23 protein-coding genes are annotated in these 23,612 nt (G+C 69.0%); 15 read left to right on the top strand and 8 right to left on the bottom strand.

Features of this window, described 5'->3' with window-relative positions; genetic code table 11:
- The first annotated feature begins 277 nt into the window (after positions 1-277).
- The 8 genes from AB0I12_RS31005 (at position 278) to AB0I12_RS30970 (ending at position 11,174) form a co-directional block, all read left to right on the top strand.
- Positions 278-901 (top strand): hypothetical protein, encoded by a 624-nt coding sequence (locus tag AB0I12_RS31005; RefSeq protein WP_359936143.1) that lies wholly within the window; start codon positions 278-280, stop codon positions 899-901.
- Positions 894-2,717, top strand: a complete 1,824-nt coding sequence (locus AB0I12_RS31000; protein WP_359936141.1) for a hypothetical protein — start codon at positions 894-896, stop codon at positions 2,715-2,717. Before AB0I12_RS31005 ends, AB0I12_RS31000 begins: the two co-directional genes overlap by 8 nt.
- Positions 2,714-5,416 (top strand): ATP-binding protein, encoded by a 2,703-nt coding sequence (locus AB0I12_RS30995; protein WP_359936139.1) that lies wholly within the window; start codon positions 2,714-2,716, stop codon positions 5,414-5,416. Before AB0I12_RS31000 ends, AB0I12_RS30995 begins: the two co-directional genes overlap by 4 nt.
- Positions 5,417-5,657: 241 nt before the next feature.
- Positions 5,658-6,590, top strand: a complete 933-nt coding sequence (locus tag AB0I12_RS30990; RefSeq protein ID WP_359936137.1) for a hypothetical protein — start codon at positions 5,658-5,660, stop codon at positions 6,588-6,590.
- A complete protein-coding gene (locus tag AB0I12_RS30985) occupies positions 6,583-6,840 on the top strand; it encodes a hypothetical protein (protein ID WP_359936135.1) in 258 nt (85 codons plus the stop codon). Before AB0I12_RS30990 ends, AB0I12_RS30985 begins: the two co-directional genes overlap by 8 nt.
- Position 6,841: 1 nt before the next feature.
- Positions 6,842-7,891: an HD domain-containing protein gene (locus AB0I12_RS30980; protein ID WP_359936133.1), complete on the top strand. Its 1,050-nt coding sequence runs from the start codon at positions 6,842-6,844 to the stop codon at positions 7,889-7,891.
- Between the two features lie 200 nt (positions 7,892-8,091).
- Positions 8,092-8,991, top strand: coding sequence for an NAD-dependent epimerase/dehydratase family protein (locus AB0I12_RS30975; protein WP_359936131.1), 900 nt, complete (start codon positions 8,092-8,094; stop codon positions 8,989-8,991).
- A complete protein-coding gene (locus tag AB0I12_RS30970; RefSeq protein ID WP_359936129.1) occupies positions 8,988-11,174 on the top strand; it encodes a glycosyltransferase family 2 protein in 2,187 nt (728 codons plus the stop codon). Before AB0I12_RS30975 ends, AB0I12_RS30970 begins: the two co-directional genes overlap by 4 nt.
- Here the strand turns inward: AB0I12_RS30970 and AB0I12_RS30965 are convergent.
- Positions 11,074-11,547 carry a GtrA family protein gene (locus AB0I12_RS30965; protein ID WP_359936127.1) on the bottom strand — a complete coding sequence of 158 codons (474 nt, stop codon included), beginning with the start codon at positions 11,545-11,547 and terminating at the stop codon, positions 11,074-11,076. The genes AB0I12_RS30970 and AB0I12_RS30965 overlap by 101 nt on opposite strands.
- 156 nt (positions 11,548-11,703) lie before the next feature.
- Between AB0I12_RS30965 and AB0I12_RS30960 the strand changes: the two genes are divergently transcribed.
- Entirely contained in the window at positions 11,704-12,861 is a 1,158-nt protein-coding gene (locus AB0I12_RS30960) for an NAD-dependent epimerase/dehydratase family protein (RefSeq protein ID WP_359936125.1), read from the top strand.
- 52 nt (positions 12,862-12,913) lie between these two features.
- Here AB0I12_RS30960 and AB0I12_RS30955 read toward each other — a convergent pair whose 3' ends face one another.
- The 4 genes from AB0I12_RS30955 to AB0I12_RS30940 form a co-directional block, all read right to left on the bottom strand.
- Positions 12,914-13,636: a methyltransferase domain-containing protein gene (locus AB0I12_RS30955; protein WP_359936123.1), complete on the bottom strand. Its 723-nt coding sequence runs from the start codon at positions 13,634-13,636 to the stop codon at positions 12,914-12,916.
- A 34-nt stretch (positions 13,637-13,670) separates the two neighbouring features.
- On the bottom strand, positions 13,671-14,672 hold the full coding sequence (locus AB0I12_RS30950; RefSeq protein ID WP_359936121.1) for an alanine racemase: 1,002 nt from the start codon (positions 14,670-14,672) through the stop codon (positions 13,671-13,673).
- Between the two features lie 4 nt (positions 14,673-14,676).
- Positions 14,677-15,807 (bottom strand): peptidoglycan bridge formation glycyltransferase FemA/FemB family protein, encoded by a 1,131-nt coding sequence (locus AB0I12_RS30945; RefSeq protein WP_359936119.1) that lies wholly within the window; start codon positions 15,805-15,807, stop codon positions 14,677-14,679.
- Positions 15,808-15,934: 127 nt separating this feature from the next.
- Entirely contained in the window at positions 15,935-16,852 is a 918-nt protein-coding gene (locus AB0I12_RS30940) for an SDR family NAD(P)-dependent oxidoreductase (RefSeq protein WP_359936117.1), read from the bottom strand.
- A 121-nt stretch (positions 16,853-16,973) separates the two neighbouring features.
- Between AB0I12_RS30940 and AB0I12_RS30935 the strand changes: the two genes are divergently transcribed.
- The 3 genes from AB0I12_RS30935 to AB0I12_RS30925 are packed head-to-tail and all read left to right on the top strand — an operon-like array spanning position 16,974 to position 19,487.
- The gene (locus AB0I12_RS30935) at positions 16,974-17,537 is read left to right on the top strand and encodes a TetR/AcrR family transcriptional regulator (protein WP_359936115.1); all 564 of its coding nucleotides are present in this window, start codon (positions 16,974-16,976) and stop codon (positions 17,535-17,537) included.
- A complete protein-coding gene (locus AB0I12_RS30930; RefSeq protein WP_359936113.1) occupies positions 17,534-18,247 on the top strand; it encodes an SDR family oxidoreductase in 714 nt (237 codons plus the stop codon). Before AB0I12_RS30935 ends, AB0I12_RS30930 begins: the two co-directional genes overlap by 4 nt.
- Before the next feature lie 31 nt (positions 18,248-18,278).
- Entirely contained in the window at positions 18,279-19,487 is a 1,209-nt protein-coding gene (locus AB0I12_RS30925; RefSeq protein WP_359936111.1) for an MFS transporter, read from the top strand.
- On the opposite strand, the gene AB0I12_RS30920 is transcribed toward AB0I12_RS30925, so the two are convergent.
- Positions 19,456-19,986 carry an NUDIX domain-containing protein gene (locus tag AB0I12_RS30920; RefSeq protein ID WP_359936109.1) on the bottom strand — a complete coding sequence of 177 codons (531 nt, stop codon included), beginning with the start codon at positions 19,984-19,986 and terminating at the stop codon, positions 19,456-19,458. The two genes, AB0I12_RS30925 and AB0I12_RS30920, sit on opposite strands and share 32 nt — an antisense overlap.
- A gap of 28 nt (positions 19,987-20,014) precedes the next feature.
- Here AB0I12_RS30920 and AB0I12_RS30915 point away from each other — a divergent pair, with 28 nt between their 5' ends.
- Positions 20,015-20,533 (top strand): hypothetical protein, encoded by a 519-nt coding sequence (locus tag AB0I12_RS30915; RefSeq protein ID WP_359936107.1) that lies wholly within the window; start codon positions 20,015-20,017, stop codon positions 20,531-20,533.
- On the opposite strand, the gene AB0I12_RS30910 is transcribed toward AB0I12_RS30915, so the two are convergent.
- Both AB0I12_RS30910 and AB0I12_RS30905 read right to left on the bottom strand, forming a co-directional pair.
- A complete protein-coding gene (locus AB0I12_RS30910; RefSeq protein ID WP_359936105.1) occupies positions 20,523-21,329 on the bottom strand; it encodes a deoxyribonuclease IV in 807 nt (268 codons plus the stop codon). The two genes, AB0I12_RS30915 and AB0I12_RS30910, sit on opposite strands and share 11 nt — an antisense overlap.
- Positions 21,330-21,360: 31 nt before the next feature.
- Positions 21,361-21,861, bottom strand: a complete 501-nt coding sequence (locus AB0I12_RS30905) for an Lrp/AsnC family transcriptional regulator (protein WP_359936103.1) — start codon at positions 21,859-21,861, stop codon at positions 21,361-21,363.
- Between the two features lie 94 nt (positions 21,862-21,955).
- Here AB0I12_RS30905 and AB0I12_RS30900 point away from each other — a divergent pair, with 94 nt between their 5' ends.
- Together AB0I12_RS30900 and rpsF are read left to right on the top strand one after the other, a co-directional pair.
- Positions 21,956-23,089: an MFS transporter gene (locus AB0I12_RS30900; RefSeq protein WP_359936101.1), complete on the top strand. Its 1,134-nt coding sequence runs from the start codon at positions 21,956-21,958 to the stop codon at positions 23,087-23,089.
- A gap of 197 nt (positions 23,090-23,286) precedes the next feature.
- Positions 23,287-23,577 carry a 30S ribosomal protein S6 gene (gene rpsF, locus AB0I12_RS30895; RefSeq protein ID WP_130386399.1) on the top strand — a complete coding sequence of 97 codons (291 nt, stop codon included), beginning with the start codon at positions 23,287-23,289 and terminating at the stop codon, positions 23,575-23,577.
- Positions 23,578-23,612 lie beyond the last annotated feature (35 nt).

Below are 23,612 nucleotides of genomic sequence, written 5' to 3'. Positions count from 1 at the left end.
GGAGATTCATCCACGCTCCTTGCACATCCGGCCGGCACCACGGGACGCCCCCGTCCACCGGTGTGGGTACGCGGCCCCGATGACAAGGTTGTCAGCCCGCGCCCGGCCGGAATCGTCTCCCGCCGATCACGCGCGGTCAAGACTTCGTCGCGTTCAGTCCGCTTCCGATCGGAGTTTTCCACAAGTGGCAACGCGATCGTGGTGCGACAGGCACAGACGGTGACTACAGTTGGCCTGCGCGGTCCGCTGGGGAGGCCGCATGTTCTCGGGAGGATGCGTGGCTGTGGAGCGCGCCGGGCTCGCTCGTCGGCAGCACACCCACCTGCTCCTGCCGCATGCCGCCCTGGACGCGCCGCAGCGGGCGCTGTTCGAGGTGGCGCTCCGCCCGGCTGGGTGGGTCGCGGATCCGGACGGCACCTCCTCGATGTCCCTGCGGTGGAAACGTGACGATGCGGCCTTGCGGGTCCAGACGCTCGGCTGGTTTCCGCTCCTGGTCACCGTCGGGCCGATCGGGAAGCCGAGCGCCGTCCACCGCGATGCCGCGGCGAGGCTGACCGCGGCGGTGCTGGCAGGCGGCGGGAAGAGCTTCACGGACCAGCAACTGGTCGAGTACCTGCCTCAGGCGCAGGCGCGCTGGCAGCGTGCCCTGCTGGAACGACGGCGGTTGTCCACAGCCGAGCGCCTGCTCCAGGCACGCCTTTGCCGGTCCTGCGGCGCCTGGTCAGGTATGTCGGCGACGCACTGTGCCGGCTGTCGTCGCCGGTTCACTACGGCCGACGACGCGGAGCGCGACACGACCGTCAGCCGGGCGTCAGCGACCGTTCAGGAAGCAGAGGGGATCCTCGCGGACCTGGCGCGCGGCGTTGTCCTGGACCGGCTGAACGGTGCACAGCATGGTTGAGCCGGCAGTCGTGACGCGTGAAGCCGAGCAGTGGGGCTGGGAGTATCGCGGGCGTGAAGTCGTGGTCGTCGAGCAACGCGACCCGCCCGTTCCCGCCGTACCGCCGCCGTCTGTCCTCGCGACGCTCGAGAGCAAGCGGGCGAACGCTGCGCGGATGAGGTCGGCCCTGACCTGGACGACGGTCTCGGCCATTGTGGCGACGGGCGCGGTCGGAGTCGTAGTCCATCCGCTCGTCGCGCTGGTGCCTGCCGCGGTGGCGACCGGTCTCGGCTGGTTGTGCTGGGGTCGTCCGGAGATGCTCCGGCGCTCGGCCGTCAAGGAGCATCAGCTGTGGCTGGCCCGCTGCGTCACTGCGATGGCCGGGTTCGAGCGTGACGTACAGGCGTGGCAGCAGGAGCTGAGCGACCGGGAGCAAGCGAAGTCGCAACAGGTCAGCGCCGTACGGCCGTGGGTTCCGGTCGGCCCCGTGACGAAGGAACGAGTCGACCTGTACGGCGGGACGGCCGCGGGATGGCGGGCCGCGTTGCTCGCGATGGGCAGGTCGCTGATGAGTGCGGGCGGGCGGCTCGTGGTGCTCGACCTCACCCAGGATTCCGTGGCCGAGCCGTTGCATCGCCTGGCCTCTGAGCACGGCGCACCGATCCGGGCGGCCGTCGTACCGGACGAGGCGCGGACGTTGAACCCGCTCACCGGTCTGAGTCCGGACGAGATCGGTGTGGCTGTAGCGGAAGGCCTACGCGCGGCGGAGCCCGAACAGACCGAGTCACGTGGTGTCGATACCGCCTTGGTGCAGCAGGTCGTCGAGTGCCTGACGGACGCTCCCATCACCTTCACGAGACTTCACATGGCGTTCCAGGTGCTGCTGCGGCAGCTCACACCGGATCAGCGCGGTGAGCTGACCAAGGCCGAGTACGCGAAGCTCTCCGATTTGTTGAGCGAGTCAGCCCGGCGTGCGGCCGAGGCACGGTTGTTTCGGCTGGCGGCCGGCGTGCAGCGGCTGTCCGCCGTCACGGGTGACTCGGAGATGGACACCTGGGACGAGGACGACATCTCGCTGCGGGTGTTCGAGCTCTCGCACCGTGAGCCGGAGCTGACCGTGTCGTTGCTCAGGCATCTGCTGTTCCAGATCACGATGGTCCGGATCCAGCGCGGGCGGTTGTCGGGGCGGGGCGAGCGCATCGTGGTGATCGCCGGCGCCGACGCGGTCGCGCGGCCGGAGCTCGAGCGGTTCGACAGCACCTGCCGGCGGAGCGGGATCCGGCTGGTGCTGCTGTTCGCGCATCTGCGGGACGGCGCGGTCGAGTTGCTCGGCGGCGGGGACGCCGTGTTGTTCATGCGGCTGGGGAACGCCAAGGAGGCCGAGCAGGCCGCGACGTTCATCGGGCGGCAGCACCGGTTGGTCGCGAGTCAGTTCACCTACTCGCACGGGACCAACACGTCCACGTCGACGTCGGACAGCACGACTCGCGGGAACAGTTCTTCCACCAGTGACTCGGTTGGCGTGCAGACGTCCGACAGCCGGCAGGCGACGTTCGGGTTGCTGTTCAGCCGGCGGCATCGATCCGGTTCGAAGAGCTCCGGTGAGCAGTACTCGTCGTCGACCACCGGTGGTACGTCGTGGTCGGAGGCGACGTCGAGTTCGGCGTCGAGCGGGACCACGGAGAGTGCGTCGATCGGGTATCAGCGCACGTACGAGTACTCGGTCGAGCCGACCGTGCTGCAGGGCTTGTCGCCGACGGCGTTCGTGATGGTGGATCCGCTGGATCCGGCGAGTCCCCGGCTCGGCGACTGCGATCCGCGATTGGGGCCGTTGTGATCCCGCAGTGGCGCATCACCGAGGTGCCGCTGGCTGGTGGGCCGGATGCGGAGATGGCGCAACGGTTGACGGCGCTGCGGCGCGGCCTGTTGCCTGCGTTGACGTTTCAGGCAGCGGCGGGCCGGACCTTCAGCTGCTGCTGGACCCGTGCGACGGATGGCGGCCCGATCGAGGTACGCGTGGGGATCGAGCCTGCGGACGGCGCGGTCTCCTACCCCGTGGGCGCGCGAGCCGTCGCCGCCGACGAGGCTTCCTTTCCGTGCTGGGTGGGTCTGGACGGAGCACACGACGTACTCACCGCGCTGCCGGAGACCGAGGTCGAGTCGGCCGGGACGCTGGAGGATCTCGCGGAGGCTTTGCCGGCTTTCGCCTGGTTGGTCCGGGCGATTCCTCTCGATGCGGAGAGGCGGAGCGAATTGCTCGACGACCTCCATCTGCGGATGACGATCGGGCTGGACCGGGAGAAGATCTCCGGGCGGGACGCACTGGAGCTCGAGCGCAGCCGCGCACGCTACCGGGACTTCTCGGCGGCGCAGGGTGGGCTGTGGTCCGTGCAGATCCTCGCTGGTGGGGCAGATGAGTCCTCGGCGCAGTTGGTCGCGCGGACCTTGGCCGGGGCGGCTGACTTGCACGCGACGCCGTACACGTTGACGGCCCGGGCCGAAGAGACTGGCGGCTTCGAGGCGACCGGAGAGCTGCTCGCAGCCGTGGCGCGGCCGCCGGTGCGCGAGATCGCCGGGGCCCGGGTGGTCGAACAGGTACGTTTCGATCTGACGCCGGAGACGCCCTCGGACGGGATTCCGCTCGGCGACGTCATCGATGCGTCGGGTCGGCCCGTCGGGACGATGACCGTGTCGCCGGACACGCTGAACCGGCACGCCTTCGTCGCCGGCGCCACCGGCTCCGGGAAGTCGCAAACGATCCGGTATCTGCTCGAGGGTCTGAGCGCGGCATCCGTGCCATGGCTGGTGATCGAGCCGGCGAAGGCGGAGTACGCCGGGATGGCCGGGCGGCTCGGATCGGATTCCTCGGTCGCGGTCATCCGCCTGGGGGACCCCGACGCCGTACCGCTCAGCCTGAACCCACTCGAACCCGAGCCCGGCTTCCCGCTGCAGACCCACCTGGACCTGGTGCGCGCCCTCTTCCTCGCTGCCTTCGAGGCGAACGAGCCCTTTCCGCAGGTGCTGAGTCAGGCGCTGACGCTGTGCTACATGTCGTACGGCTGGGACCTCGCACTGAGCCGGGGCGCCACGCAGTACCCGACGCTCGCGGACCTGCAGCGCACGGCGCGGGCGGTCGTCGACGACATCGGGTACGGCGCCGAGCTCGCGGCAGACGTTCGCGGATTCGTGGACGTCCGACTGACCTCGTTGCTGCTCGGGACACCCGGGCGGTTCCTCGGCGGCGGACATCCGCTCGACGTCGCGGACCTGCTCAGCCGCAATGTCGTACTCGAACTCGAGGACGTCGGCGACGACCAGGACAAGGCGTTCTGCATGGGCGTCGTCCTCATCCGCCTGATCGAACACCTCCGGGTGCACCGCGGATCGTCGCCCGGCCTGCGCCACGTCACCGTGGTCGAGGAGGCACACCGCTTGCTCAAGGCAAGCACCGACGGCACCGCCGGCCACGCGGTCGAGATGTTCGCCGGCCTGCTCGCCGAAATCCGCGCCTACGGCGAAGGCCTCGTCATCGCCGAACAGATCCCCGGCAAAGTCATCCCCGACGTCGTCAAGAACTCCGCCCTCAAGATCCTCCACCGCCTCCCCGCAGCCGACGACCGCGAAACCGTCGGCGCCACCATGAACCTCGACCCCGCCCAATCCCGAGCCGTCGTCTCCCTCCCACCCGGCCGAGCCACCACCTTCACCGACGGCATGGACCGCCCCGTCCTCCTCCGAATCCCCCACCACGAACCCCGAGAACACCGACCCCCTAAACCCCCGACCGTCGCCACCGCCATCCGCCGCACGCCGGCCTGCGGCCCAATCTGCGCAACCACCCCCTGCACCACCCGCGACATCGGCAACGCGACTGCGACGCTCGCCGAGCATCCACAACTGACCGTGTGGGTCGAGCTCCTGACCGTCGCTCATGTTGCCGGCCTTCCAAGGCCGGTCCCGATCTCTGCACCGCTGCCGAAGGGCTGGCCCGACAGACTTCGCGAGTGTGTCGCAGCCGAAGCAGTCACTCGGGCAGTCACTGCTCGATCCCCCTTGATCCGCGCGGACTACGCACCGGAGACCCTGGTCGAACACCTTGCGTCCGTGGTTGACCGGGCCCTGGTCGGCGGCGCTCCGGCATGTCCAGTCTCGTCGGAGACGCACTGGCAAGCCGGTCGCTACCGTTTCGCCGACGTCCCACTGGCGTTGCACCACTGGTCCGGACCGCGGGACCGGCCGCACCCGTTGACCGAAGTTTGGCGCGACCGCGGCCTGACGCTCGTCGGCACTACGCTCGACGAGCAACTCCTCAGTTACGCCAATCGTCCCAGTAGTCGTCTCCCCGCGAGCGAGTTCCTGTGGGGCGATGGATGCCTCGAGGTCGCGATCGGTCAGCTCTCCGGTGCGGGCGAGACGACCCGGCGACTCATCGACGCTGCCGCGTTCCTGCGCGTTCCCGACGACTGGCATCATCACGTCTTCCAGTTGGCTGCCACCGCCGACGAGCTGCTCGAACCCGGCGGCCTCCGTGGCTGAACTACGGCTGAGTGAATCGGCCCCGGACGAGCAACCGCCGGAACCGGCACCGGATCATCGTCCGACGGCGGACTCGAAGCCGGCGGTCACCGATGACACGATCACCCGGATCCGGTACGTCCCAGAACCGCAGCGGCAGCCCGATCGCGCTCCCTCGCCGTCCACGACTCCGGTCGTCGATCGTCGGGAGGCGTCCCGGAGCCCCGACGATCGTCCAGAGCCAACAGAAACGGTCCGCGAGGTGCGTAACGCTCTGAGCGATCGTCATCCGGACGTTTCCGGTGTCGTCGAGCGGCTGGTCGAAGACAAGGATCATCCACTGGACGTCGTGGCCAGCCTGAACAATCGCGAGCGGCGACCGAAGGCGCTGGCGACCATTCGAGAACTCGCCGACGAGCGGCTGGTCGCGGATCGTGGACTGGAGAAGTTCGCCGCCGACTGCCCTGGTCGCGGTCCGCTGTTCGAGCCGGCTCCCCGCGAGATCAACCAGCACGAAGACGGTCAGTCTCGCAAATCGGTGTACGTTGCCCACTGCAAGAGCGTCGATGCCGCACGCACGGTCGGGCCGCAACCGTCCACCGACGATCGGGCGCTCGTTCAGGACTACGGTCGCCGCCTGGTCGACGACGTCGTCCCGCAGGTACGACGCGAGGTACGAGATATCGCCGGCGAGGTGGATGGTCGCAGCAGCATCCGGGCCAAGGATGCTGACGGGCTGCTGGACAAGGTCGAGCGGATGTCGGCGGGATCCGACGAGCGCCCCGGCCGGGCCGACTATCAGGTCGGCGACGTGATCGACGCCGTCGGGGCACGGATCACGGTCGCGGACACCGATCGCCTCGAACGCCTGCTGTTGACCGTCGAGGAGCGCTTCGGCTCGGGCGACGGCGGGCGCATCCTCGAGCTGGAGAACATGTACGCCGACCCGAAGGCGCACAATCCGTCGTACCGGGTGGTGCCGTTGATCATCGCGGTCGAGGTGAACAAGACGCCGTACACGTTCGAGCTGCAATTGTGCACCTGGCGCGCCTCGATCGCCTCGGATCTCGAACACAACACCGTCTACAAGCCGTACATCCGCCCGACGATCGCCGAGCAGGACAAGGTGCGTCGTATGCAGGCAGAAGCAGCGGCCCTGGATCAGGACGAGACAAGGAGCAGATGGCATGACTGACGCAGATAACCTGTGGATCGGCATCGGATATGTGACGATAGACGGCGATCTCAGGGCGGCGTTCGTCGTGGATGCCCGCGGCTACGTGGATGACTCGGCGGCTCGCGACGTGATCAAGCAAGCCGGAGCGGTGCTGCGGGAGCGACAGATGGCCGGGCAGTTCGAGTTCCACGAGGTCTCCGCTGACGAGCCGGTCCCGTTCGACCTTCCGGACTGGGACGAGTACCGGGACGGCACGCTCCGTGGCTGAGATGCGGATCTTCGCGGGTTGGGACAGTTGGAGCGCTGCGGAGGCTGACCTGCGGACGGTCCTTCCCCGGCAGATCGTCGACGAGTTGGGCCTGGCATTCGAGGCTGCGGTCGAGTGGCACGCGGGCCAGACGAGACCGGCGGGTGAGCCGTACTGGCAGCATTTGCTTCAGGTACTGCAAGTCATGGCCACCGGACTCGGCGTCGAGGATGTCGATCTGCTCAGAGCCGGGCTGCTGCACGACGTGGTGGAGGACACCGGTGCAACGCGCGCCGATCTGGTCGTCCGGTTCGGCGAGTGTACGGCGGAGCTGGTGGACGCGGTCACGATTCCGGAGGTCGGTGCGGGCGAGTCGAAGGACGAAGTGCGAACGGCGTACCTCGCCAAACTCGCGCGGGCGCCACGCGACGTACTGCGTTTGAAACTGTCGGATCGGTACAGCAACGTGCAGCGGCTGCACACGCATCCCCGGGTCGCGAAGCAGCGTTCGTACTACGCGGAGACCATCGAGCGGTTCGTACCGCTGGCCGGCGTGGATGAGCGCCTGGATGAGTGGTTCGGTGCCTGGGCAAATGCGTACTCGTACCTCACCGGACCCGTCGACACTGTCGAGACGGCTGACAAACTCGCGGCCGCGGTCCACCGTGAGCAGGTCGACAAAAGTGGGCAGCCGTACGTCCTTCACGTTCGCGGCGCCGCAGACATCGCTCGGGGCAACGGAGCCGACGCTCACCAGCAGATGGCGGCGCTGCTTCACGACTCCGTCGAGGACACGAGTTGCACCCTGGTCCAACTGCTCGACCTGGGTGTTCCGCGGCAGGTGGTCGAAATGGTCGACGCTCTGACCCACCGTCCCGACGAGTCTCAGGACGCCTACCTGACCCGCCTGGCCCGGACGCCCCGCGCGGTCCTCGTCAAGCGAGCCGACATCGAACACAACAGCAGCCCGTCTCGCCAGAGCCGGCTGGATCCGGGGACGCAAGCCCGGCTGCGCGAGAAGTACGCTCGCGCGATCCGAGTTCTTGACGAGGCCGCCGGCCACCACGGATAGCCGCCGTCACAGCGCCGACAACGTCACCTCGCATGAGGCCGACGAGAGTCCGGCTCCGGACCGCCCGCCGGACCACGAGGTGACGAGAACGGCCGGAGCTGCGACACGGCCGAGGCAAGCAACCGGTGGCTGAGCGTCACCGGCGAATGGTTTAGCCCTCAGCCATCCGCTGCCTTCACTCCGGAGGTAGGTTGAAGCACATGGACGAACGTGTGCTGGTCACCGGGGCCTCGGGGTTCATCGGGCGGGCTGTGGTGGGGGCTCTGCGGGGGCGTGGGGTGGCGGTTACTGCTGTGGATCGGGAGCCGCCGGATGCTTCCTGGGACGGCGGGGTGCACGTGGTGACGGGGGATCTGGCGGAGCAGGAGACGTGTGTCGCGGCGTTCGAGACGCGGCCTACGAGTGTGGTGCATCTGGCGGCGTTGACGTCGGTGTTGCGGTCGGTGGATGCGCCGATGCAGACGTTCGCGCAGAACGTGACGATCACGCAGGTGCTGCTGGAGTTGAGTCGCGGTAGCGGGGTCGAGGCGTTCGTGCTGGCGTCGACCAACGCGGTGGTGGGGAACGTCGGTACGTCGGTGATCAACGTCGACCTGCCGCTGCGGCCGCTGACGCCGTACGGCGCAACGAAGGCGGCGTGCGAGATGTTGCTGTCGGCGTACTCGGGGAGCTACGGGATGGCGACCGCGGCGCTGCGGTTCACGAACGTGTACGGGCCGGGGATGTCGCACAAGGACAGCTTCGTGCCGCGGATGATGCGGGCGGCGCTGAGCGGCACCGGGGTGAAGGTGTACGGCGACGGGCAGCAGCGGCGGGACCTGGTGTTCATCGACGACGTGGTGAGCGGCGTCCTGCGGGCGCTCGACACCAGGTACGACGGTCGCGCGATCATCGGGTCCGGGCGGTCCGTCTCGGTGCTGGAGATGATCGACACGGTGCGCGCGGTGACCGGGCAGCCGGTGCCGGCCGAGCACATCGAGGCGCCGGCGGGCGAGATGCCGGCGGTGGTCGTGGACGTCGCCAACGATCTCGGCTACGAGCCGACGGTCTCGCTCGAAGACGGTCTGGCCCAGACGTGGCGGTACTTCGAAAAGCAGTGAGGAAGCACTGGCTGCTCGCCGTCTTCCTCACGCTGGGTCTGGTCCTGCGGGTCCTCGCGACCGTCGCCTACACGCCCGCGATCGTCTACACCGACTCCGTCCAGTACCTGACGAACATGGGCAAGCTGAGCCCGGACCAGCTCAACCCCATCGGGTACGACTTCGTGCTCGGCCCGCTGGTCTCGATCGGCGGGCTCACCTTCGTCGTCATCGTTCAGCACCTCACCGGACTGCTCCTCGGCGTCGCCATCTACGCCCTCGCGCGCAGGCTCACCGTCTATCGCTGGCTGGCGGCGCTCGCCGCCGCGCCGATCCTGCTTGACGCATACCAGGTGCAGATCGAACAGAACATCATGGCCGAGACCACGTTCGACGTGATCCTGGTGGCGATCCTCTGGCTCCTGCTGGGCAAGAGGGCGGCGCCGGGCTGGCGGCGTGCGGCCGTCGCCGGTGTGCTCGTGGGCGCCGCGTTCACCGTCCGCGCGATCGGCATGGTCCTGCTGATCGCCGGCGTGCTGTACCTGGTCGTGGTCGGGAACGCCTGGCGCAAGCGGCGGATGGCCGTCGTACGCCGGACCGCTGCCGCCGTGGCCGGCTTCGGTGTCGTCTTCGCGGCGTACGCCGGCTACTACCACGCGGAAACGGGCCGCTGGGGATTCACCGGCGCCGAGAACCAGATCCTGTACGGGCGGACCGCCACGGTCGCCAACTGCGACACCCTCCCGCTCAACGAGGGCACCCGGCTGTTCTGCCCGAAGGAACCGCTCGGTCAGCGTCTGGGCGTCGACAAGTACGCCCACAACCACTACGGCGACCCGAACTGGCCCGGTCCGCTCCCGCCGGGGACGACGAAGCGTCAGCTGGCGACCGAGTTCGCGCATCTGGTGATCAAGCACCAGCCGCTGGACGTCACGTGGGCGGCGCTGAAGGACTTCGCGAAGGGGTTCGCGCCGACGCGCACCAGCTCGCCCAACGACGTACCGCTGGACCGGTGGCAGTTCCAGCTCACCTATCCGAACCTCAAAGACCCGAACACCACCAAGGCCGCATTGAAATGGGGAGGGTCCGAGCCGCACGTCTCTCACACGCCTGCTGTCATCCTGCGCGCTTACCAGCTCCACGGCGGCTACACGTCCGGCATACTGCTCGCCCTGTGCGTACTGATCGCTCTTGTTGCGGCTGTACGTGCAAGAGAGCTCCGAGCGGCTGCGCTGTTCCCGGCAGCGGCGGGTGTGATCCTCCTGCTCGGCTCAGCCGCGTTCGAGTTCTCCTGGCGCTACCAGCTGCCAGGGCTGATCTTCTTCCCACTGGCAGGTGCCATAGGCCTCCGTGCCCTGCTCGGCAAGGACCAGGCGCGACCTGCGATGGCGGACTATCCGGACGCCGTCGATTCCGAGGCCGTAAAGGCCTTCAAGCACACGGACTTCGCACCGGTCGTCGTGGTCATCGCGGCGTACAACGAGGCCGGCGGCATCGGCCCGGTCCTCACCGACATGCCGCGAGCCTGCGCCGGCCTCCCGGTCGACGTCCTCGTCGTCGTGGACGGTGCCACCGACAACACCGCCGAGATCGCCCGTGAGCACGGGGCATCCGTGTGCGTTGCCCCGAGCAACCGCGGCCAAGGCGCCGCGCTCCGGCTCGGGTACCACCTGGCCGCGGCGGGCGGGGCGAAGTACATCGTCACGACCGACGCCGACGGTCAGTACGACAACGACGAGCTGGAGACGCTGCTGGAGCCGATCCTGCTCGACCGGGCCGATTTCGTCACCGGATCGCGCCGGCTCGGGGCGGAGGACGCGGACAGCCGGCTGCGCTGGGTCGGCGTGCGCGTGTTCGCCGTACTCGCGTCGATCCTGACCCGGCGGAAGCTGACCGACACGTCGTTCGGGTTCCGCGCGATGCGGGCTGAGCTCGCGACCGCCGTCACGTTGCGTGAACCGCAGTACCAGTCGTCGGAGCTGCTGCTCGGTGCGCTTGCGCTCGGCGCCCGCGTGGTCGAGCTGCCGATGACGATGCGCCGGCGCGGCGACGGGAGCAGCAAGAAGGGCCCCGGCGTCGTGTACGGCGCGAACTACGGCCGGGTCATGACGACGACGTGGTTACGGGAGTACGTGCTGCGTCGGCGGCGGCAGGCGGGCTCTTGGCGAACACCAGCCGATCGAACAGCACGAACTTCACGATGAACAGCACCGCGTAGGTCCCGAAGTACGAACCGGTCACCAGCAGCGTCTTCAGCGCGTGTGAGTCGACCGGCTGCACCAGGTGATCGGTCACCGAGGTGACCACGGCGGCCGTGACCGCGGAGCCGATCACGATCATTGTGTACGGCAACTTCTGACCGCTGCGGCCCCAGGTCCAGCGGCGGTTCAGCACGTAGTTCGGGACCGCACCGGCCAGCCACGCGACCAGGGTCGCGACCAGGGCCGCCGTACCGAACCAGTAACACAGAGCGAACGCGAGCTGGCTGACCACGGTGGCGACCACGGAGGACGCCGAGTACCTCGCCCAGAGCAACAATCGGGCGCGAGTGAGCTTGACCTTGGTGAGAGCACGCATCGCGGCCTATTCTGCACCTCCGGACCAGCCGGCGGCAGTCCGGCGGAAATTCTCAGCCGATTACCAGCCAATAGGTGGGACCGATCACGTTACGGGAGCGGGTACTCGGGATAGGAAGGACTGTGACGACTTTCCCCGACGGAAGGCGGCCGAGCCGTGCGCGTACTCGTCCTGGGCGGTGACGGCTACCTAGGGTGGCCGACAGCCCTGCACCTCTCCGACCGCGGCCACCACACGGCCGTGCTCGACAACATGGCCCGCCGCGGTTACGACCGTGAGCTGGGCGTCCAGAGTCTGGTCCCGATCGAGGATCTCGAAGCTCGGGTAGCCGCCTGGAAGGAGGTCTCCGGCCAGGAGATCCCGGCGTACGTCGGTGATCTGCTCGACGCCGACTTCGTCTACCGGGTACTCGGCGAGTTCCAGCCGGACGCGATCGTGCACTTCGCCGAACAGCGCGCCGCGCCGTACTCGATGATCGACCGCGAGCACGCCGTCTACACCCAGCACAACAACGTGGTCGGCACGCTGAACCTGATGTACGCGATCGCGGAGACCAACCCGGACATCCACCTGGTCAAGCTCGGCACGATGGGTGAGTACGGCACGCCCAACATCGACATCGAGGAAGGCTGGCTGGAGGTCGAGCACAACGGCCGCAAGGACCGGATGCTCTACCCGAAGAAGCCGGGCTCGTTCTACCACCTCAGCAAGGTGCACGACTCGCACAACCTCGAGTTCGGCTGCCGGATCTGGGGGATGCGCGTCACCGACCTCAACCAGGGTGTGGTGTACGGGCAGCAGACCGAGCAGACCGTGCGGGACTCCCGGCTGGCGACCCGGTTCGACTACGACGCCGTGTTCGGCACCGTTCTCAACCGGTTCTGCATCCAGGCCGTGCTGGGCGAGCCGCTGACCGTGTACGGCGCCGGCGGTCAGACGCGAGGCTTCCTGGACATCCGGGACACCGTCGAGTGCATCCGGCTCGCGGTCGAGAACCCGGCGGACGCCGGCGAGTTCCGGGTCTTCAACCAGATGACCGAGAGCTACTCGGTGGCGCAGCTCGCCGACCTGGTCGCGGAGTGCTTCCCGGGCCCGGTGCAGGTCGAGCACCTGGACAACCCGCGCGTCGAGCAGGCCGAGCACTACTACAACGTGAAGCACACCGGCCTCGTCGGCCTGGGCCTCCAGCCGCATCTGCTCTCGGAGACCCTGATCGAGTCGATGTTCGACATCGTCTCCGCCAACAAGGACCGCGTCGACCCGGCCGCGCTACTCCCGACCGTGCGCTGGCAGGGCCACCTCAAGCAGAGCTGACCTGCGACGCCGGGCCCGGCTGGACCATCAGTCGCGCCCGGCGTCCGGCACGCTAACGCCGTGCGCCGACAAGGAGCGTCGGGAGTACGGCAAGGAAGCGGTTGCGGCGGCCGCGGTCGGATTGTTCGGCGAGCCAGGTGTCGGCGTCACCCTGGGTGATCAGCGCCTTCTCGACCGCGGCGCCGGCGGCTGCGCTCAGCTGCGGCGCCATCAGCTCGTAGTCGGTGACGACCTCGGTGTGGACGGCGACCTCGACGTCGTGGAAGCCGGCGTCGAGGAGGAGGTCACGCAGCGTACGCGTCGCACGCGGCGACGCCGTACGGGACTCGAGGCCGAGCCGGATCACGTCGGTCAGGTCCTGGTCGGAGCTGTCGATCAGGACGAACCCGTAGTCCTGCCCGCCCAGCACGATCCGCCCGCCGGGACGCAGTACCCGGCGGGCCTCGGCGATCGTCGGGACCGGATCCTCGAGCAGGTGGAACAGCCGCAGCGCTCGGTACCCGTCCATCGACTCGCTCTCGAGTGGCAGCTCGCCGGAATGTGCCACGTGAAACATTGCCCCCGGCGCCCGCTCCCGGGCCGCCGCGATCGCCTCGGGATCGGCGTCGATCCCGGTCACCTTCAGGCCCTTGCGCGCCAGTTCGGCGACCGCATGCCCCGCTCCGCAGCCGACGTCGACGCAGGTCGCGCCCCGTTTCAGCGCCAGCATCCGGTACGACGTCGCGCGCAGCTCCGCCGCACCGGGCCCTTCCTCGATCCGTTCCAGAAACCTCATAGGGTCCACGCTGCAACTTCAGGTGGACCTGAAGTCAATCCATCGACACCTTGTCGAAGGTCGTCGTGGTGTAGCGGACGTCGAGGTCGATCACGTCGCCGACCGCCGGCGGGGCCACCGACGACGGCAGGAACAGCATGCTGGCCTGCATGTGCGGCGGTTCGGCGAACCAGCGCTGCTTGCCTTCGATGCTGAACGGCGACAGGGCCATGCCGGCCGCGTCCAGGCTGCCCTTGGCCATCGCGATCGCGCGCTGCCGCACGGTCGCCGCCGCGGTCGGGGCCTCCAGGCCGACGCCGTGCGCCGTACCGCCGGAGACGATCAGGATGTGGCCGTCGCCGCTGACCCGGCGCTGCCGGTAGCCGACGCGCTCGCCCCGGCGGACCGAGTGCACGTCGAGGACGGTCGCCTTGACCGACAGCGCGCCGCGGTCGCCGAGCCACAGGCCGGTGCCCATCCGCAGCTTCACGTCGTCGCCGATGTCGCCCAGCTTCTGCGCCGGCACGTGCGACACCCACAACGTGTTCTTCCGTACGTCGAGCGCCGCCTTCGCCAGTTGCTGCGCCTCGCGCAGGTTGGCCGACGTACCGCCGGCGCCCATCGGGAAGTGCAGCGACCAGCCCTCGAAGCGGATCCGGTCGAGAGCGTTCAGCAGCATCGTGTGCCGCAGTTCGCGGGCGCCGATGCCGTGCCGGCGCATCGAGGTCATCACCTCGATCAGCACCCGGCTGCCGGCCGGGATCGAGACCAGGTCGGCCAGCCGGCTGACCGTGTGGATCACGTTCTTGCTCTGCGGCACCTCGAGGAACGGCCGCCACGGCGACAGCACCACGACGTCCTCGCGCGGATCCGCGGGGACCTCGAAGTACGTGCCGACCGCGACCGTGCGGGCGCCGAGCGCGCGGGCCTCTGCGAACAGCCGGTGGTTGCCGAAGCCGTAGCCGTTGCCCTTGGCGACCGGGACGATGTCGGGGTTCCACGTGGAACGCAGGTGTTCACGCCATCGATCGGAATCGACGTGCAGGACTAGGGGCATGGTGTCAACGCCGTCTCATGTAGAGGTCGAATGCGGTGTAGAGCGCCTTGTTCAACGGCAGGTCCCACTCACCGACGTACTCGACGGCCTCGCCGCCGGTACCGGTCTTGAACTGGATCAGCCCGACGTGCGGGTCGTTCGGGTCCAAGGTGTCGGTGATGCCCCGTAGGTCGTACACGGTCGCACCCGCCGCGAGTGCGTCCGTCATCATGCGCCACTGGATCGCGTTCGATCCGCGCACATCGCGTTTGGCGGTCGAGCTGGCTCCGTAGGAGTACCAGGAATGACCGCCGACCCGGACCCAGATCGTCGACGCGACCAGGTCGCCCTCGTGATGGGCGTTGTAGATCCGGAAGTCACAGCAATCGGCCGGCTGGTTGGCCATCGCGGCGTACATCTTCTCGAAGTACGGCAGCGGGCGCGGCGTGAAGTGGTCGCGCTGCGCGGTCTCGACGTACAGCGCGTGGAACGCCTTGATGTCCTCGGTCCCGCCCTGCGAGACCTCGACGCCGGCCTTGCCGGCCTTCTTGATGTTGCGCCGCCAGAGCTGGTTCATGCCCTTGAGCAGGTCGTCCTCGGTGCGGCCGGCCAGCGGCACCTGGAAGACGTACTGCGGTTGCCCGGCCGCGAACCCCTCCGCGATCCGGGGCGCCTTCCAGCCGAGCTTGTGAAGCTTGTCGACGACCGTGGCGCCGGACGGCTCGATCACGTCCGGCCGGACGTCGCCGAGCCGCGGCTGCTGCCCGCCGGCGATGGCGTCCTTGATCGTCTGCGCGGTCCACCGCCGGGTCGCCACCGGCGGACCCATCCGGATGCCGAACGCGCCACGCTCCAGCAGGTGCGCCGCCAGCGGACGCAGGTAGCTGCCGAGGTCGATCGCGTCCCAGTCGATCACCGGGCCCTCGGGCAGGTAGGCGAGGTACCGCTTCACCTTCGGCATCTGCCGGTACAGCACCAGCCCGACGCCGACGAGGGTGCCGGGGGTGCCCGGTTCGTACCAGCCGAGCGACTCCGCCTTCCACTCGCTCTTCACCGCCGCCCACCCCGGGGTCTGCAGGAAGCTCGCCGACGGCTGGGCCGCGATGTAGGCCGCATGCTCGTCCGTCGAGATGGTCCGGATGCTCAAGTCACTCACGGTCGGTCAGGTTACCGGCCCAGCGACGGGAACCGTAGCTGAGCCGGTGTCTGATCAAAGCCACCTTGAGCACCCACCAACCATTTTCCGTCGCGGAGAGTGGTTGATCCGTGCTCAAGGTTGGTTCTCAGTCGACGAGCAGGCTTTCTGACAAGTCCCACAACCGAGTGGCCGACTCCGGATCTAGGGCGTAGTCCGCGACGCCGCCTTCCCGCCCGTCGACGTGCGGCAGGGCCTCGTTGTTGTCCTCGAAGTACTTACCGGTGACACCGGCGACCAGGGGGGACGCGGCCAGGAGCACCGACGTGGAGGCGCCTTGCTCGGTCGTCTTCCACGGGAAGTGCTCCCACTGCTGGAGGAGCTCGTCCGGGACGTGCCGCTGCAGAGGTGTCCGGATGCCGCCCGGCATCAGCGCGTTGGCGACGATCCCGTCACTCGCCCAGCGCTTGGCCGCCTCGACCGCGAACAGCACGTTCGCCGTCTTCGACTGGCCGTACGCGGCCCACTCGTCGTACGGACGGTTCTCGAAGTGGATGTCGTCGAAGTGCACGTCCGAGCGCAGGTGTGCGCTCGAGCTGACCGAGACGATCCGCGCGTCGCCGGCCGCGGCGAGTGCGCCGTGCAGGCCGAGGGCGAGCCCGAAATGGCCGAGGTGGTTGGTCGCGAACTGGTGCTCCCAGCCCTCCGGCGTCCGGGTCAGCGGCTCGGCCATCACACCGGCGTTGTTGACCAGGATGTGCAGCGGCCCGTCCCAGGTGGCGGCGAAGGCGCGCACCGAGGCGCGGTCGGCGAGTTCGATCGGCGCGACGAAGACGTGGTTGTTGCCGGTGGTGTCGATGATCTGGGCCGCGACCCGTTCGCCGGCGGCGGTGTTGCGGACGGCGAGGGTGACCTCGGCGCCCGCCGCGGCGAGAGCCCGGACGGTCTCGACACCGATCCCGGAAGCGCCGCCGGTGACGACGGCCCGGCGACCGGTCAGGTCGACGCCGCCGACGACCTCGGCGGCGGTGGAGTCATGCGTGAAAGGAGTGGTGATCCTGCTCATCAGGTTCGGTCCTGTTCTACGAGCTACGCTATAACCGGAGGAGCCTCCGGTAATTCCAGTTAAGCGGAGGTGCCTCCGGTTATCAAGTCCGCTAGGTTGTGAGGCCACGGAGGGAGGGGAGATGAGTACCAGTGAGCGCCCGCTGCGCGCGGACGCCCAGCGCAACCGGGACCAGATCGTGGCGGCCGCGGGACGCGCGTTCACGAAGTGCGGCCTGGAGGCCACGCTGGAGGGGATCGCGAAGGACGCCGGCGTCGGCATCGGCACGCTCTACCGGCACTTCCCGACCCGTGAGCTGCTGATCGAGGCGGCGTACCGGAACGAGCTGGCAGCGGTCTGCGACGCGTCCCCGGAGCTCCTCGCGAAGCTGCCGCCGGACCAGGCGCTGCGCGCGTGGATGGACCGCTTCATCGACTACATGGCCCGCAAGCGGGGCATGGCCGACGCGCTGCGAGCGGTCTTCGCCTCCGGTGCGAACCCGTACGCCCAGAGCTTCGAGCTCCTCGTCGGAGCGGTCCAGCCGCTGCTCGACGCCGGCGCGGCCGCCGGCCAGATCCGCTCGGACATCTCGGCCAAGGACCTGCTCGCCAGCATCGGCGGCGTCGGCGGTGCCGCGGCCGACGACCGCGACCAGGCGGGCCGGCTGCTCGACCTGCTGATGGACGGCCTACGGTACGGCGCATGAAGGTTGCTCTGGTGACCGGATCCGCGTCCGGTATCGGAGCCGCGACCGTACGGCGACTGGCCGCGGACGGGATGACCGTCGCGGTGCACTCGCGGTCCAGCCGCGCTGCCGGGCAGGCCTTGGCGGCGGAGTTGGGCGGGTCGTACCACCAGGCTGATCTGTCGGACGACGCTGCGGCGCAGGCGCTGGTGCCGGAGGTGGTGCGTGAGCACGGGCGCCTCGACGTACTCGTGAACAACGCCGGTATCAGCTGGCCGGTGCCGCACGCGGATCTCGACGGGTTGACCGCCGACGACTGGCGGCGGTTGCTCGACGTCAACCTGATCGCGCCGTGGCTGCTGTGTACGGCGGCCCTCCCGGCGCTCCGCGAATCCGGCGGATGCATCGTCAACGTGACCAGCCACGCAGGCGTCCGGCCCAAGGGCAGCTCGATCGCTTACGCCGCGTCGAAGGCGGCGCTCAACCACGTGACGAAGTTGCTCGCCGCCGCGCTCGGACCGGACGTCCGGGTCAACGCGGTCGCCCCTGGTCTCGTCGACACGCCGCTCACCGAGTCGTGGACCGCGGCCCAGGACCTGTGGAAAACCTCGAGCCCGATGCGTCGCGCCGCCCAGCCGGCGGACGTCGCCGACCTGATCTCGGCCGTTGTCCACAACGGCTACCTGACCGGTGAAGTCATCCTGCTCGACGGGGGCCTCAACCTGCGCTGATTCTGTCGGTGCCGATCCCTACGATCGCGGGATGTCTTTGGGTCGAGACTTCCGGCGGTTGTGGGTTGCGTTCACGGTCAGTGCGTTCGGATCGGCGGTCGGGCTCGGCGCGCTGCCGCTGGTCGCCGTGCTGGCTCTGGACTCCAGCACCCTCCAGGTCTCGATGCTCGCCGCGCTGTCCGCGGTGGCCGGTGCGGCGCTCGCGTTGCCGATGGGGGACTTCATCGAGCAGCGGCGGAAACGGCCGGTGATGATCGCTTCCGACGTGGTGCGGTTCGCGGCGCTGGTCTCGGTGCCGGTCGCCGCGGCGTTCGGCATGCTGACGTACGCGCACCTGTGCGTGGCGGGAGTGTTCCAGGCGGCGGGGACGATCGCGTTCCAGTCGGCGAGTGGCGCGCATCTGAAGGCGCTCGTCCCGGCCGAAGGACGGGCTGAGGCGAACAGCCGCTTCGAGCAGACGAACTGGGTGTCGCTGAGCGTCGGGCCGGCGCTCGGCGGTGTGCTGGTCGGTCTGGTCGGCGCGACCGTCACCCTGGCGGTCGACGCGGTCTCGTTCCTCGGGTCGGCGCTCGGGATCCGGCGGATCCAGCACCCCGAGCCGGAGCCGGTGAAGCGGGAAGGCAAGCGCGACATCACCGCGGGCTGGCGCTACATCCTGCGGCACCGCGGGCTGCGCATCCTGTTCTGGAACTCGCAGGTGTTCGGCGGGCCGGTGATGATGACCTCGCCGCTGCTGACCGTCTTCATGCTGCGCGACCTGGGGCTGTCGGCGTGGAGCTACGGCGTCTTCCTCGGCATCTCCTGCATCGGCGGTGTGATCGGTGCGCGGATGGCGCCGAGGCTGACCCGGAAGTACGGGCTGCACTGGATGCTGCTGGTCTTCGGCGTACTGCGGGCGCCGTGGCTCCTTCTGTTCCCGCTGGCGCCGCACGGGTGGGGCGGGTTCGTGCTGCTCACGGTCGCGGAGACCGGACTGCTCGTGGGAGCGGGGGCGTTCAATCCGTCGTTCGCGACGTACCGCATGGAGGTGACCGAGGACGGGTTCATGGCGCGCGTGGTCGGGTCCTGGTCGATCAGCTCACGGTGCGTGCAGCCCGCGTTCATGGCGCTCGGCGGCGTGCTCGCGACGCTGGTCGGGATGCGCGGGGCCCTGTGGGTCGCGGGCATCTGCTGCACGCTGAGCGCCGTACTGCTGCCGTGGCGCTCGGCTAAACCAGCTCCATTGCCTGAGCCAGTCTGACGATCGAGCCCACCTCTTCGGGCTGGCCGTCGAGGTACTCGGCGGCCTTCTCCGGCGCCAGCACCAGCACTTCGGTCACCTGTTCGCCGTCGTCCGGGTTGGTCGGCTCCTGCTCGACGACAACGTCCGCGACGTAGTTGGCCCAGTACGAGACCGGGTGCGGCAGGTGCGGACGGTACGGCGTTTCGCGGCGATGGTCGGCGCGATGGGCGCCGAGCCAGGTGAGCGGGCCGGTCAGCCGGGCGCCGGCCTCCTCGAGCAGCTCACGCCGGACGAGCTCCTCGATCGACTCGCCGGGCTCACGGGTCCCGCCCGGCAGGAAACGCCAGCCCAGGTCGTTGGTACACACAACGATTCCGCCGGCGGTCCGGCAGACGACGTGGACGTTGCTGATCAGCTCGTCCGGCGGTTCCTCGACGGTGTAACGGACGTCGAGCTCGCCCCACTCCCAGTAGCCCGGTGCGAACAGGTCGGGAAACCGCTCCGCCCAGGTCTGCATAACCTCATTCTGCGCTACCGTCGCTGCCATGGCGCACCCCGACCCCGAGCCCGAGCCCACCGCGGCCACCGAAGCCGCAGTGGAAGCCGAGGCTGCCCAGGACAACGGGGACGCCGGGGCCGCCGTGGAGAGCGAGGACGCGGCCGAACCGACGCCGGATCCCGAGAAGGCCGAGCGGACGATCGAGCGGCTGATGTGGTCCAGCGCCTGGCTCACCGTTCTGGTCGGCGTGTTCCTGGTCGTGGGCATCGCCAGGTCCGACAGCGACTACAGCGCCTTCGCCTGGCTCGGTGCGGTGGTGGCGTTCCTCGGCCTGCTCGCGCTGGCCGCGGCGTACTTCGCGTGCGCCCGCAAGCGCCTCACGCTGCGGACCCGCCTTCGCGGTCCCATCGACGTGTTCAAGGGCAGCACGGTGGTCATGGTGATCGTCGTGATCTGCGGCCTGCTCGTGCCGACCGACAACACCCCGGCGCTCGCCGTCCTGCTTCCGTGGGCCGTGACCTACTGGCTCTACGGCCTGGAGAAGACCGAGGCGCCTACGCCGTGAGGTGCGCCCGCAGGTAGTCGAGGTCGGCCTTCTGGCCGTTGTCCGCATTCGGCGTCTCGACGACGACCGGGGCGCCGGCGGCCTGCACGACCGCGACGATGTCGGCCGGGTCGATGTGGCCCTCCTCGAAGTTGCTGTGCCGGTCCGCGCCGGAGCCGAACTCGTCGCGGGAGCCGTTCGCGTGCACGAGGTCGATCCGGCCGGTGATCGCCAGCACCTTCTCGACGATCGTCGGCAGCTCCTCGCCGGCCGCGTGGAAGTGGCAGGTGTCGAGGCAGAAGCCGACGTTCTCCAGGCGGTCGTTGCCGGACGCCTGCACCGCATCCCAGAGCCGCGCGATCCGGTCCAGCTGGCGGGCCATCGCGTTCTCGCCGCCGGCCGTGTTCTCGATCAGCAGCGGGACCGGCAGCTCGGCGCGCTCGATGCACTTGCGCCAGTTGTCGAAGCCGGCCTCCGGGTCGTCCTCGTCGCCGACGTGCCCGCCGTGCACGATCACGCCCTTGACGTCGATCTCGGCGGCCTTGTCCAGCGTCTGCTGCAGCAGCTTCCGGCTCGGGATCCGGATCCGGTTGTTCGTGTTCGCGACGTTCAGCCGGTAGGGGGCGTGCACGTAGAGGTCGACGCCCGCGGCGGCGGCGCGCTCCTTCAGCGCCTCCTCGCCGTCGGCGTACGCGAGCTTGGGCGCCTTGTAGTCCTGCGGGTTTCCCAGGAAGAACTGCACCAGGTCGGCGCCCCGATCGGCCGCCTCGGCCAGCGGGTCTTCCTGGTCCACGTGCGCACCGAGCTTCACAGTCATACCCACCACCCTAGAACCGTCCGCCGACAGTTCAGGAACCCCATCCGGCCGACCGTGTCACCGTGCGGTGCTCAGCGGCCGGCGGCTGCACCGGGCGGCCCTCGAACTCCGTGGACAGCACGATGTGGGTGTTCATCTCGCCGTGCTCGCCGAGCCGTTCGAAGAGCCCTTCGAGGTGGCGCATCGAGGTGACGCGGACGCGCAGCATCGAGCACGAGTTGCCGCTCAGCTTGTGGATCTCCAGCACTTCGGGGAAGTCCTCGGCCCGGGTGGTCTTGAGCAGGCAACGGCCCGTCGTGCACCGCATCTGGACGAACGCCGACAGCGGCTGTCCCGCCCTGGCCGGATCCACGTCGGCCCGGTAGCCGGTGATCACCCCGGCCTCCTCCAGCCGCCGGACCCGGTCGGCGACCGCGGGCGGCGACAGGTTGACCCGCTTGCCGAGCTGGTTGAACGACAGCCGCCCGTCGGACTGCAGCTCTGCCAGGATCTGCCAGTCCGTGGAGTCCAGTTCGCGCTCCTGAAAGGTCATCACTCCAGAACACCTTCGATGTCGACCGTCCGCAAGGCCGCACGCCTTACATCGTGCCTTCAGCCGGGCCAGTCGCCTTCCTACCGTGGTGGCCATGCTGCTTCCCGTCGTTCTTGCCGCCGCGCTGATGAACGCGGCGATGGTCGCCGCGAGCGCGGTGAGCACCATCCTGACCGCCGACGAGCTCGGCTCCAGCCTGGCCGGCGTCCCGAACACGGCCGGCGTCCTGGGCACCGCGGCCGGAGCCATCGCCGTCGGCCGGTGGACCACTCGCCTCGGCCGCGCACACGCCCTCCGTCTCGGGTACGGCGTGGGTGTCGCCGGCGCGGCGTTGACCGTCGTGGCCGCGGTGGGCGCGCCGGTCGGGCTGCTGGTCGCCGGCATGTTCCTGCTCGGCGCCGGGAATGCGGCGAGCCTGCTGTCCAGGTACGCCGCCGGCGAGGCGGTACCCGAAGCGCGCCGGGCGTCGGCCATGAGTGCCGTCGTGTGGGCCAGTACGGCGGGCGCAGCGGGCGGGCCGTTCCTGATGGCGCCGTCCCAGTCCTTCGCCTCGTGGCTGGGGCTGCCTGCGGTCGCGGGCCCGTTCCTGCTCGCGGTCGCGGCCGTGTTCGGCGCGCTGGTCGCGTCGACGTACATCCGCACCGTTCAAGTCGTCGAGCAGCCGGCACACCCGCAGCACGAGGAGCCGGCGGGGCCCCGGCGTACGTCGGTCCTCCTGGCCGCCGGCGTGATGGTCGCCGGACACCTGGTGATGGTCGCGCTCATGTCGGCGGTCCCTGTGCACACGCACAGCCACGGCGAGGGACTTGGGCTCCTCGGTGTGATGCTGTCCGCGCATACGCTCGGCATGTTCGCCCTGTCGCCGCTGACCGGCTGGTGGATCGACCGGACCGGTCCGCGGCCGGTGATGCTGACCGGTCTGCTCCTGCTGGTCGTTGCCGCCGTCCTGACCACACAGTCCGGACCGGCCTTCACCCCGGCGCTCTTCCTGCTCGGCTACGCGTGGAATCTCTGCTACCTGGGTGGGAGCGCCCGGCTGCTCGGCACGCCGTTCGAGAGCAAGGTCGAGTCGTCCATCTGGGCGATCTCGGCGCTTGCCGCCGCCACGTCGCCGTGGCTCTACACGCTCGGCGGCTACCTGTTGTTGGCGGTGATCTCGTGCGTTCTCGCCGTACCGTTGTTGCTGCTCGTACTGCGGCGTACCACTCTGCGGGTCACTCAGCGGTGACGGAGAGTCATCGCAACAGGCCTGTGGATATGGTCAAGTGGCCGTCCGGACGCTGGTACTCTTTTGGATGTGGCCCGGTCCATCGACCGGGCTCGTTGCTTGGCGACGGCGGCAAGTGCCGTCGCGGAGCAGTCCGCATCGCCCTCCTGCCACGGAGAGACCGTGGCCGCCAAGTCCGAAGGAGGTGGAGTTCGCGCATGCGTCGTTACGAAGTCATGGTGATCCTCGACCCGGAGCTCGATGAGCGCACCGTGGAGCCGTCCATCGACCAGTACCTGAACATCGTCCGCAAGGAAGGTGGCACGGTCGAGAAGCTCGACATCTGGGGTCGTCGCAAGCTTGCCTATGACGTGAAGAAGAAGTCCGAAGGCATTTATGCCGTCGTCGACCTGACCGCCGAGCCGGCGGTTGTGAAGGAGCTCGACCGTCAGCTCACGCTGAACGAGTCGATCCTGCGCACGAAGGTCATCCGGCCGGACCAGCACTGAGCCTGGGGTCGTCAGCAGTCATCGGAACTGTCGGC

The sequence above is a fragment of the Kribbella sp. NPDC050459 genome (assembly GCF_040655315.1).
Lineage (GTDB): Bacteria > Actinomycetota > Actinomycetes > Propionibacteriales > Kribbellaceae > Kribbella.
This window is presented reverse-complemented; position numbering and strand designations above follow the sequence as displayed.

Excerpts from the sequence above, each read along its gene's own strand:
- AB0I12_RS30920 (WP_359936109.1), bottom strand. The coding sequence starts at position 19,986 with ATGCAGACCTGGGCGGAGCGGTTTCCCGACCTGTTCGCACCGGGCTAC.
- AB0I12_RS30955 (WP_359936123.1), bottom strand. The coding sequence starts at position 13,636 with ATGAGGTTTCTGGAACGGATCGAGGAAGGGCCCGGTGCGGCGGAGCTG.
- AB0I12_RS30985 (WP_359936135.1), top strand. The coding sequence starts at position 6,583 with ATGACTGACGCAGATAACCTGTGGATCGGCATCGGATATGTGACGATA.
- AB0I12_RS30935 (WP_359936115.1), top strand. The coding sequence starts at position 16,974 with ATGAGTACCAGTGAGCGCCCGCTGCGCGCGGACGCCCAGCGCAACCGG.
- AB0I12_RS31000 (WP_359936141.1), top strand. The coding sequence starts at position 894 with ATGGTTGAGCCGGCAGTCGTGACGCGTGAAGCCGAGCAGTGGGGCTGG.
- AB0I12_RS30900 (WP_359936101.1), top strand. The coding sequence starts at position 21,956 with ATGCTGCTTCCCGTCGTTCTTGCCGCCGCGCTGATGAACGCGGCGATG.
- AB0I12_RS30905 (WP_359936103.1), bottom strand. The coding sequence starts at position 21,861 with ATGACCTTTCAGGAGCGCGAACTGGACTCCACGGACTGGCAGATCCTG.
- AB0I12_RS30915 (WP_359936107.1), top strand. The coding sequence starts at position 20,015 with ATGGCGCACCCCGACCCCGAGCCCGAGCCCACCGCGGCCACCGAAGCC.
- AB0I12_RS30965 (WP_359936127.1), bottom strand. The coding sequence starts at position 11,547 with ATGCGTGCTCTCACCAAGGTCAAGCTCACTCGCGCCCGATTGTTGCTC.
- AB0I12_RS30975 (WP_359936131.1), top strand. The coding sequence starts at position 8,092 with ATGGACGAACGTGTGCTGGTCACCGGGGCCTCGGGGTTCATCGGGCGG.
- rpsF (WP_130386399.1), top strand. The coding sequence starts at position 23,287 with ATGCGTCGTTACGAAGTCATGGTGATCCTCGACCCGGAGCTCGATGAG.
- AB0I12_RS30925 (WP_359936111.1), top strand. The coding sequence starts at position 18,279 with ATGTCTTTGGGTCGAGACTTCCGGCGGTTGTGGGTTGCGTTCACGGTC.
- AB0I12_RS30930 (WP_359936113.1), top strand. The coding sequence starts at position 17,534 with ATGAAGGTTGCTCTGGTGACCGGATCCGCGTCCGGTATCGGAGCCGCG.
- AB0I12_RS30980 (WP_359936133.1), top strand. The coding sequence starts at position 6,842 with ATGCGGATCTTCGCGGGTTGGGACAGTTGGAGCGCTGCGGAGGCTGAC.
- AB0I12_RS30910 (WP_359936105.1), bottom strand. The coding sequence starts at position 21,329 with ATGACTGTGAAGCTCGGTGCGCACGTGGACCAGGAAGACCCGCTGGCC.
- AB0I12_RS30950 (WP_359936121.1), bottom strand. The coding sequence starts at position 14,672 with ATGCCCCTAGTCCTGCACGTCGATTCCGATCGATGGCGTGAACACCTG.
- AB0I12_RS30940 (WP_359936117.1), bottom strand. The coding sequence starts at position 16,852 with ATGAGCAGGATCACCACTCCTTTCACGCATGACTCCACCGCCGCCGAG.